This is a genomic window from Bacteroides sp. 3_2_5 (assembly GCF_000159855.2).
GTDB classification, from domain to species: domain Bacteria; phylum Bacteroidota; class Bacteroidia; order Bacteroidales; family Bacteroidaceae; genus Bacteroides; species Bacteroides fragilis.
Genome location: NZ_JH636044.1, coordinates 3245348 through 3253542, shown reverse-complemented (window position 1 = coordinate 3253542; position 8195 = coordinate 3245348). Strand labels below are relative to the sequence as shown.

General features: G+C 45.0%; 7 protein-coding genes and 1 rRNA gene. All 8 read left to right on the top strand.

Translation table 11 applies throughout. The annotated features are described in order from the left end of the window. Nucleotides 1-126 precede the first annotated feature (126 nt). The 8 genes from rrf (at nt 127) to BSHG_RS04900 (ending at nt 8149) form a co-directional block, all read left to right on the top strand. Nucleotides 127-237, top strand: a 5S ribosomal RNA gene (gene rrf / locus BSHG_RS04865). Between the two features lie 389 nt (nt 238-626). Then, the gene (locus BSHG_RS04870) at nt 627-1217 is read left to right on the top strand and encodes a V-type ATP synthase subunit E family protein (RefSeq protein WP_005788438.1); all 591 of its coding nucleotides are present in this window, start codon (nt 627-629) and stop codon (nt 1215-1217) included. Between the two features lie 11 nt (nt 1218-1228). Continuing rightward, nucleotides 1229-2068, top strand: a complete 840-nt coding sequence (locus BSHG_RS04875; protein WP_008660673.1) for a DUF2764 domain-containing protein — start codon at nt 1229-1231, stop codon at nt 2066-2068. A gap of 36 nt (nt 2069-2104) precedes the next feature. Further along, nucleotides 2105-3862 (top strand): V-type ATP synthase subunit A, encoded by a 1758-nt coding sequence (locus BSHG_RS04880; RefSeq protein WP_005788434.1) that lies wholly within the window; start codon nt 2105-2107, stop codon nt 3860-3862. A 29-nt stretch (nt 3863-3891) separates the two neighbouring features. Continuing rightward, the gene (locus BSHG_RS04885) at nt 3892-5211 is read left to right on the top strand and encodes a V-type ATP synthase subunit B (RefSeq protein ID WP_005788433.1); all 1320 of its coding nucleotides are present in this window, start codon (nt 3892-3894) and stop codon (nt 5209-5211) included. A gap of 12 nt (nt 5212-5223) precedes the next feature. Next, nucleotides 5224-5829: a V-type ATP synthase subunit D gene (locus BSHG_RS04890; protein ID WP_005788431.1), complete on the top strand. Its 606-nt coding sequence runs from the start codon at nt 5224-5226 to the stop codon at nt 5827-5829. Beyond that, nucleotides 5826-7643, top strand: coding sequence for a V-type ATP synthase subunit I (locus BSHG_RS04895; RefSeq protein ID WP_008660668.1), 1818 nt, complete (start codon nt 5826-5828; stop codon nt 7641-7643). The genes BSHG_RS04890 and BSHG_RS04895 overlap by 4 nt, the downstream gene beginning before the upstream one ends. Nucleotides 7644-7687: 44 nt before the next feature. Next, complete coding sequence (locus BSHG_RS04900; RefSeq protein WP_002562679.1) at nt 7688-8149, top strand: V-type ATP synthase subunit K; 462 nt, start codon at nt 7688-7690, stop codon at nt 8147-8149. Nucleotides 8150-8195 lie beyond the last annotated feature (46 nt).

Genomic DNA, 8195 nt, shown 5'->3' with positions numbered 1-8195 from the left:
AGCCGAGCGTTACTAATTGCCCGATGACTTTCTTTTATCCGCCTTCAATGGTTTATATATCCGTTTAGCTTCACTATTTATATAATAGACCGCTGAATTTACTTTTGTACATTATGTCTGCCTTATTCAGGTGACTATAGCATCAGGGTTCCACCTCTTCCCATTCCGAACAGAGAAGTTAAGCCTGATCACGCCGATGGTACTGCGTAACAGTGGGAGAGTAGGTAGTCGCCGTTTTTTTCAGATGGTTCATCCCTTTCGGTCGAAAGACCGGAGGGGATGACTTGTTTTATGCCATACCCTGTTTAACAAGGATTCCCGACCACCTCTTTCTTGGTTCATCCGATATATTCCAGATTCAACCTTCAGTTTTCCGGCTTTATCATAATTATGTCTTTGATGTATTATCAGGCTCCTTATCTTTGCCGTTGCCTTAAAAGATGAAACGTGAAGATAAATGTGTCCGTATCGTCATATCCTTTACTTTTTGACGATTCTTTTCTTGATAATGAACAGTTTTCTTGCTCTTTTCTCTTTTATTATCAGATTGAATTTTGTACTTTTGGCGAGAATCTGATAAGAAACACTTAGATATTATAATATAAACTTCTAAATAGTCCGTGAATATGGAAAACAAAATTCAAGAGTTGACCGATAAGATTTATCGTGAAGGCGTGGAAAAAGGTAATGAAGAGGCCCGCCGTCTTATTGCGAATGCTCAGGAAGAAGCTAAAAAAATTGTTGAAGATGCCCATAAAGAAGCTGAATCAATTATTGCCTCCTCTCGTAAATCTGCCGACGAACTGACAGAAAACACCAAATCAGAACTGAAACTTTTTGCCGGTCAGGCTGTGAATGCTTTAAAATCGGAAATAGCCACTATGGTGACTGACAAGATTGTGACTGCACCGGTAAAGGAGTTTGCACAAAATAAAGATTTTCTGAATGCATTTATCGTAGCTCTGGCTTCTAAATGGAGTGTAGACGAACCGATTATCATCTCAACTTCTGATGCGGAGTCTTTGAAAAAGTATTTTGCTGCCAATGCTAAAGCATTGTTAGATAAAGGTGTTACCATAGAACAAGTGAATGGCATAAAGGCATTGTTTTCCGTATCTCCTGCAGACGGTTCATATAAAGTGAATTTCGGAGAAGAGGAATTTATGAATTACTTTAAAGCATTCCTGCGTCCTCAGTTGGTAGAAATGTTATTCTAAAGGGATGCGTTATGAGTAAATATTATTACTTGGTAGCCGGTTTGCCGGAACTCACACTTGAGGACAGCAAGCAGAGCTATACAGTAGCTGATTTTAAAACGGAAATTTACACGGGCTTGTCAGTTTCAGATCAGAGATTGATTGATCTGTTTTATTTGAAGTTTGACAATGCCAATGTGCTGAAGCTCTTGAAAGATAAGGAAGCCGCTATTGATACTCGGGGAAATTTTTCCGCGGAAGAACTGGCGGAATATATTTCTACCCTTAAAGAGGGAGGAGAAGTCAGTGCCAAGGAGTTTCCCGCTTATCTTGCTACTTTCATTTCCGCTTATTTTAATACTCCGGCAGAGAATGCTGTTTTATTGGAAGATCATCTGGCTGCACTTTATTATGATTATGCGATGAAGTGTGGAAATAAGTTTGTGGCTTCCTGGTTCGAATTTAATCTCACTATTAACAATATTCTCGTAGCATTGACTGCGCGTAAATATAAATGGGATGTTGCCTGCAATATTGTGGGTGATACGGAGATCTGTGAGGCATTGCGGACTTCCGGAGCCAGAGATTTCGGACTGTCGGGCGAAGTGGACTTTCTTGACCAGTTGGTGAAAATCAGCGAAATAACAGAACTGGTGGAACGTGAGAAAAAGCTGGATGCTTTGCGGTGGAACTGGATGGAAGATGCTATCTTCTTCGATTATTTCACTATCGAACGTATTTTTGCTTTTCTGTTGAAACTGGAAATGATTGAACGTTGGATCTCTCTGGATAAGGAAAGAGGCAATCAATTGTTCCGAAGTATCATAGAGTCACTGAAGAATGAAGTGCAGATTCCTGCTGAATTCAGGTAATACTGCCAAACTCGGATAAATAAACTAAAAAAATATATGGCAACAAAAGGAACTGTTAGTGGCGTTATTGCCAACATGGTGACCCTCGTCGTTGATGGGCCGGTAGCTCAGAATGAGATCTGTTATATCTCAACCGGCGGAGACAAATTAATGGCGGAGGTGATTAAGGTCGTAGGTACACATGTATATGTCCAGGTGTTCGAAAGTACTCGTGGACTGAAAGTGGGAGCCGAGGCGGAATTTACCGGACACATGCTTGAAGTGACTTTAGGTCCCGGTATGTTATCAAAGAATTATGATGGTCTGCAAAACGACCTTGATAAGATGGATGGAGTATTTCTGAAGAGAGGACAATATACTTATCCGTTGGATAAAGGAAGTGTATGGCATTTTGTTCCCCTTGTCAGTGTGGGGGATAAAGTGGAAGCATCTGCTTGGTTAGGACAGGTGGACGAGAACTTCCAGCCATTGAAGATTATGGTGCCTTTCACTCAGAAAGGTGTTTGCACGGTGAAGTCGATTGTTCCCGAAGGCGATTACAAGATTGAAGATGTGGTTGCCGTTTTGGTGGACGAAGAAGGAAATACCGTTGAAGTGAATATGATCCAGAAATGGCCGGTGAAGCGGGCTATGACGAATTATAAAGAAAAACCGCGTCCGTTCAAGTTGCTTGAAACCGGTGTGCGTGTGATCGATACTGTCAATCCGATAGTGGAAGGCGGTACCGGATTTATTCCCGGTCCGTTCGGTACGGGTAAGACGGTACTTCAGCATGCCATTTCAAAACAGGCCGAAGCCGATATCGTGATTATCGCTGCTTGTGGGGAGCGTGCAAATGAAGTTGTGGAAATCTTTACCGAATTTCCGGAATTGGTGGACCCGCACACGGGACGTAAGCTGATGGAGCGTACCATTATTATCGCAAATACATCGAACATGCCGGTAGCAGCGCGTGAAGCTTCTGTGTATACGGCCATGACGATTGCCGAATACTATCGTGCCATGGGATTGAAAGTCCTGCTGATGGCAGACTCCACTTCCCGTTGGGCGCAGGCATTGCGTGAGATGTCGAACCGTATGGAGGAGTTGCCCGGACCGGATGCATTCCCGATGGACTTGTCCTCAATCATTTCTAACTTCTATGGCCGTGCAGGCTACGTGAAACTGAATAACGGCGAGAGCGGTTCTATTACCTTTATCGGTACAGTATCACCTGCCGGTGGTAACTTGAAGGAGCCGGTGACAGAGAACACCAAGAAGGTAGCCCGTTGTTTCTATGCTCTGGAGCAGGATCGTGCCGATAAGAAGCGTTATCCGGCTGTAAATCCGATCGATTCTTATTCCAAGTATATCGAATATCCTGAATTTGAAGCATACATTGCCGAGCATATCAATGATGAGTGGATCGGTAAGGTGAACGAAATCAAAACTCGCTTGCAACGCGGTAAGGAGATTGCCGAGCAGATCAATATCCTGGGTGATGACGGTGTACCGGTAGAGTATCACGTAATCTTCTGGAAGTCCGAGTTGATAGACTTCGTTATCTTGCAGCAGGATGCGTTCGACGAGATTGATGCCGTGACTCCGATGGAGCGTCAGGAGGCTATCTTGAATATGGTGATAGACATCTGTCATACGGAATTTGAGTTTGATAACTTTAATGAGGTTATGGATTACTTCAAGAAGATGATTAACATCTGCAAGCAAATGAACTATTCGAAGTTCAAGTCGGAACAATATGAAGGTTTCCAGAAGCAATTGGAGGAGTTGGTTGCCGAGAGAAGTGTCAAATAGTAGATTGAAACTAAATTGTAAATAATAACATGGCTACAAAAGCATTTCAAAAAATATATACTAAGATTACTCAGATTACCAAGGCCACCTGTTCGCTGAAAGCTACAGGGGTAGGATATGATGAGTTGGCCACTGTGAATGGTAAACTGGCTCAGGTTGTAAAGATTGCCGGTGACGAAGTGACTTTGCAGGTGTTTGAGGGTACGGAAGGTATCCCGACCAATGCCGAAGTTGTATTTCTGGGTAAATCGCCTACGCTGAAAGTGAGCGAGCAACTGGCCGGACGTTTTTTCAACGCTTTCGGTGATCCTATCGACGGAGGACCGGAGATCGAAGGGCAGGAGGTACCGATCGGAGGGCCGTCTGTAAACCCGGTACGGCGTAAACAGCCTTCCGAGCTGATTGCAACCGGTATCGCAGGTATCGACTTGAACAATACACTGGTTTCCGGTCAGAAGATTCCGTTCTTCGCCGATCCCGACCAACCGTTCAACCAGGTGATGGCTAACGTGGCGTTACGTGCAGAAACAGATAAGATTATTCTGGGCGGTATGGGTATGACAAACGATGACTACCTGTATTTCAAGAATGTATTTTCCAATGCCGGTGCGCTCGACCGTATCGTCAGTTTCGTAAATACCACGGAGAACCCTCCGGTAGAACGTTTGCTGGTACCGGATATGGCTTTGACTGCGGCTGAATATTTCGCAGTACAGCACAATCAGAAAGTATTGGTTCTGCTGACCGATATGACTTCGTATGCCGATGCTTTGGCTATCGTGTCAAACCGTATGGACCAGATTCCTTCGAAAGATTCTATGCCGGGTTCGCTCTATTCGGATCTTGCCAAGATCTACGAAAAGGCTGTACAGTTCCCCGATGGCGGCTCCATCACGATTATTGCCGTGACTACATTGTCCGGTGGTGATATTACGCATGCTGTGCCGGATAATACAGGCTACATCACCGAAGGACAGTTGTTCCTGCGCCGTGACAGTGACATCGGTAAGGTTATTGTCGATCCGTTCCGTTCATTGTCCCGTCTGAAACAGTTGGTAACCGGTAAGAAAACCCGTAAAGACCATCCGCAGGTGATGAATGCTGCCGTGCGTTTGTATGCCGATGCCGCTAATGCCAAGACTAAATTGGAAAATGGTTTCGACCTGACCAACTATGACGAACGTACTTTAGCTTTTGCCAAAGATTACTCCAATCAGTTGCTGGCCATCGACGTCAATCTGGATACGACCGAAATGCTCGATGTAGCCTGGGGACTGTTCGGCAAATACTTCCGTCCGGAAGAAGTAAATATCAAGAAGGAACTGGTAGATCAGTATTGGAAAAAATAGTAAATAAACGAGATGGCTATAAAGTTTCAATATAACAAAACCTCCCTTCAGCAACTTGAGAAGCAACTGAAAGTGCGGGTACGTACTCTCCCGATTATCAAAAACAAGGAGAGTGCCCTTCGCATGGAAGTGAAGCGCTGTAAAAGCGAAGCTGCCGATCTGGAGGAAAGGCTGGAAAAACAAATCCAGGCTTATGAAGCCATGTTCGCACTTTGGAATGAGTTTGACACCTCATTGATAAAAGTAAATGATGTTCATCTTGGTGTCAAGAAGATAGCCGGTGTACGGGTGCCTTTGCTCGAAAATGTGGATTTCGAGATCCGTCCGTACAGTCTGTTTAATGCTCCTAAGTGGTATGCCGACGGTATACACCTGCTTAAGGAGTTGGCACATACCGCTATAGAGCGTGAGTTTACGCTGGCCAAGTTGGGCTTGTTAGAACATGCGAGGAAAAAGACCACTCAGAAAGTGAATCTTTTTGAGAAGGTTCAGATACCGGGGTATCAGGATGCTTTGCGCAAGATCAAACGATTCATGGAAGATGAAGAAAATTTGTCTAAGTCGTCGCAAAAGATTCTGAAGTCACAGCAGGAAAAAAGGAAGGAGGCAGAAGCATGATTACGAAAATGAAGAAACTCACGTTCCTGGTTTATCATAAGGAGTACGAAGATTTCCTGAACAGTCTTCGTGAACTCGGAGTGGTCCATATTGTAGAGAAGCAGCAGGGAGCGGCGGAGAATGCCGAACTGCAAGATAATATTCGTCTTTCTGCCCGTTTGGCCGCCGCATTGAAGTTGCTTCAGAACCAGAAGCACGAGAAGGATGCGGTCATTGCTGCCAATGGCGGTAGCGCCGAACGTGGTTTGCAGGTGCTCGATGAAATAGATGGCTTGCAGGCCGAACACAGTAAACTGTTGCAACAGCAGCAAACCTGTGGCAAGGAGAAAGACGCTTTGGAGGCTTGGGGCAACTTTGAGCCGGAAGGCATACAGCGTTTGAAAGATGCCGGTTATGTAGTCGGCTTCTATACCTGCTCCGAAGGTAACTACAAGGAAGAATGGGAAGCGGAATACAACGCTATGATCATCTGCCGCATATCCTCAAAAGTCTTTTTCATCACCGTGACCAAGGACGGGGAGGAAGTCGATCTGGATGTAGAGCAAGCTAAACTGCCATCGCAGTCACTGGCCCAGCTCGAGGCGCAGTATGCGAATACAGAGACCGCACTTGAAGAGAATGAAAAGAAGTTGGTCGCTTTGTCCGAAACCGATATCCCTTCGCTGAAGGAGGCTTTGAAACAGGTGCAGACTGAAATAGAATTTTCAAAAGTCGTATTGAGTACAGAGCAGACTGCGGGTGACAAATTGATGTTGCTCGAAGGATGGGCCCCTGCTACCAGCAAGGTAGAGATAGAGGCCTATCTGAACGATGCACACATTTATTATGAGATCACAGATCCGACACCGGAAGACAACGTGCCGATCGAACTGAATAACAAAGGTTTCTTTGCCTGGTTCGAGCCCATTTGCAAACTCTACATGTTGCCCAAGTATAATGAACTGGACCTGACCCCGTTCTTTGCCCCGTTCTTTATGATCTTTTTCGGGCTCTGCCTGGGAGATTCCGGTTATGGATTATTCCTGTTTGTAGGGGCTACGGCTTATCGTCTATTGGCGAAAAAACTGAGTCAGTCGGCTAAATCGATCATTTCGCTGATTCAGATACTGGCAACTTCCACTTTCTTCTGCGGATTGCTGACCGGGACTTTTTTCGGAGCCAATATTTACGATCTGCCCTGGCCGTTCATCCAGCGCCTGAAGAGTGCCGTTTTCATGGACAATAATGACATGTTCCAGCTCTCACTGATTCTGGGTGCGGTACAGATCCTGTTCGGCATGGTACTGAAAGCTGTCAATCAGACTATCCAGTTTGGCTTCAAGTATGCCATTGCTACAATCGGATGGATCATCCTCTTGCTATCGTTAGCCTTCTCGGCACTGTTGCCGAAAGTGATGCCGATGGGAAGTACGGTTCATTTGATCATCATGGGTATTGCCGGCGTTATGATTTTCCTGTTCAACAGTCCGGGGAAGAACATCTTCCTGAATATCGGGCTGGGCTTATGGGATTCTTATAACATGGCGACAGGTCTGTTGGGCGACGTTCTGTCATACGTCCGTTTGTTCGCTCTGGGATTGTCGGGAGGTATCCTTGCCGGCGTATTCAATAGTTTGGCAGTGGGCATGAGTCCGGACAATGTGATTGCCGGCCCCATTGTGATGGTATTGATTTTTGTAATCGGCCATGCCATCAATATCTTTATGAATGTGCTCGGAGCCATGGTTCATCCTATGCGTCTGACCTTCGTGGAGTTTTTCAAGAATTCCGGTTACGAAGGTGGTGGCAAAGAGTACAAACCATTCAGAAAATAAAAAGAAATTAATAGAATAATAAATTAAAAAATAAAATTAAGATTATGGAAATGAATTTGTTTATTGCTTACATTGGCATCGCGGTTATGGTTGGTTTGTCAGGCATCGGAAGTGCTTACGGAGTGACTATTGCAGGTAACGCTGCTATCGGCGCATTGAAGAAAAACGATAGTGCATTCGGTAACTTCCTCGTACTGACAGCTCTTCCGGGTACACAGGGATTGTATGGTTTCGCAGGTTACTTTATGTTCCAGACTATTTTCGGCATCCTTACTCCGCAGATTACCGCCATTCAGGCTTCTGCCGTTTTGGGTGCGGGTATTGCTCTCGGATTGGTGGCTCTGTTTTCCGCTATCCGTCAGGGACAGGTTTGCGCCAATGGTATTGCAGCCATCGGACAAGGCCACAATGTATTCAGCAACACATTGATTCTTGCTGTGTTCCCCGAACTTTATGCTATCGTGGCATTGGCTGCTACCTTCCTTATCGGTAGTGCGCTTGCATAAACTAATGATTTATAAAAAACACTTAAGCGTTTTCGACAGAACGTTT